General features: G+C 51.2%; 1 rRNA gene. It reads left to right on the top strand.

The annotated features are described in order from the left end of the window. Window positions 1-95: 95 nt before the first annotated feature. Window positions 96-1,648 (top strand): 23S ribosomal RNA (locus tag AC20OE_RS18715); the annotation flags it as partial.

The raw sequence follows: 1,648 nt of genomic DNA, 5'->3' as shown, positions 1-1,648 counted from the left end.
TGTTCTTTGAAAACTAGATAACAATAAGTAATACATTCACATTGAATGCAATGCAAAGTTCATCACACATAGTGATTCTTTCTAAAGTAAGAAATGGTTAAGTTAGAAAGGGCGCACGGTGGATGCCTTGGCACTAGGAGCCGATGAAGGACGGGACGAACACCGATATGCTTCGGGGAGCTGTAAGCAAGCTTTGATCCGGAGATTTCCGAATGGGGAAACCCACTGCTCGTAATGGAGTAGTATCCATACTTGAATACATAGAGTATGAGAAGGCATACCCGGGGAACTGAAACATCTAAGTACCCGGAGGAAGAGAAAGCAAATGCGATTCCCTGAGTAGCGGCGAGCGAAACGGGAACAGCCCAAACCAAGAGGCTTGCCTCTTGGGGTTGTAGGACACTCTATACGGAGTTACAAAGGAACGATATAAGCGAAGAGGTCTGGAAAGGCCCGCCAAAGAAGGTAACAGCCCTGTAACTGAAATGTTGTTCTCTCCAGAGTGGATCCTGAGTACGGCGGAACACGTGAAATTCCGTCGGAATCCGGGAGGACCATCTCCCAAGGCTAAATACTCCCTAGTGACCGATAGTGAACCAGTACCGTGAGGGAAAGGTGAAAAGCACCCCGGAAGGGGAGTGAAATAGATCCTGAAACCGTGTGCCTACAAGTAGTCAGAGCCCGTTAACGGGTGATGGCGTGCCTTTTGTAGAATGAACCGGCGAGTTACGATCCCGTGCAAGGTTAAGCAGAAGATGCGGAGCCGCAGCGAAAGCGAGTCTGAATAGGGCGCATGAGTACGTGGTCGTAGACCCGAAACCAGGTGATCTACCCATGTCCAGGGTGAAGTTCAGGTAACACTGAATGGAGGCCCGAACCCACGCACGTTGAAAAGTGCGGGGATGAGGTGTGGGTAGGGGTGAAATGCCAATCGAACCTGGAGATAGCTGGTTCTCTCCGAAATAGCTTTAGGGCTAGCCTCAAGGTAAGAGTCTCGGAGGTAGAGCACTGATTGGACTAGGGGCCCCTACCGGGTTACCGAATTCAGTCAAACTCCGAATGCCGATGACTTATCCTTGGGAGTCAGACTGCGAGTGATAAGATCCGTAGTCGAAAGGGAAACAGCCCAGACCGCCAGCTAAGGTCCCAAAGTATACGTTAAGTGGAAAAGGATGTGGAGTTGCTTAGACAACCAGGATGTTGGCTTAGAAGCAGCCACCATTTAAAGAGTGCGTAATAGCTCACTGGTCGAGTGACTCTGCGCCGAAAATGTACCGGGGCTAAACGTATCACCGAAGCTGCGGACTGTTCTTACGAACAGTGGTAGGAGAGCGTTCTAAGGGCTGTGAAGCCAGACCGGAAGGACTGGTGGAGCGCTTAGAAGTGAGAATGCCGGTATGAGTAGCGAAAGACGGGTGAGAATCCCGTCCACCGAATGCCTAAGGTTTCCTGAGGAAGGCTCGTCCGCTCAGGGTTAGTCGGGACCTAAGCCGAGGCCGAAAGGCGTAGGCGATGGACAACAGGTTGATATTCCTGTACCACCTCCTCACCATTTGAGCAATGGGGGGACGCAGGAGGATAGGGTAAGCGCGGTATTGGATATCCGCGTCCAAGCAGTTAGGCTGGGAAATAGGCAAATCCGTTTCCC

Source organism: Bacillus sp. SRI_025 (assembly GCF_057592095.1).
Note: the sequence above shows the minus strand (reverse complement) of the source record. Positions and strands in the feature narration are given on the sequence as shown.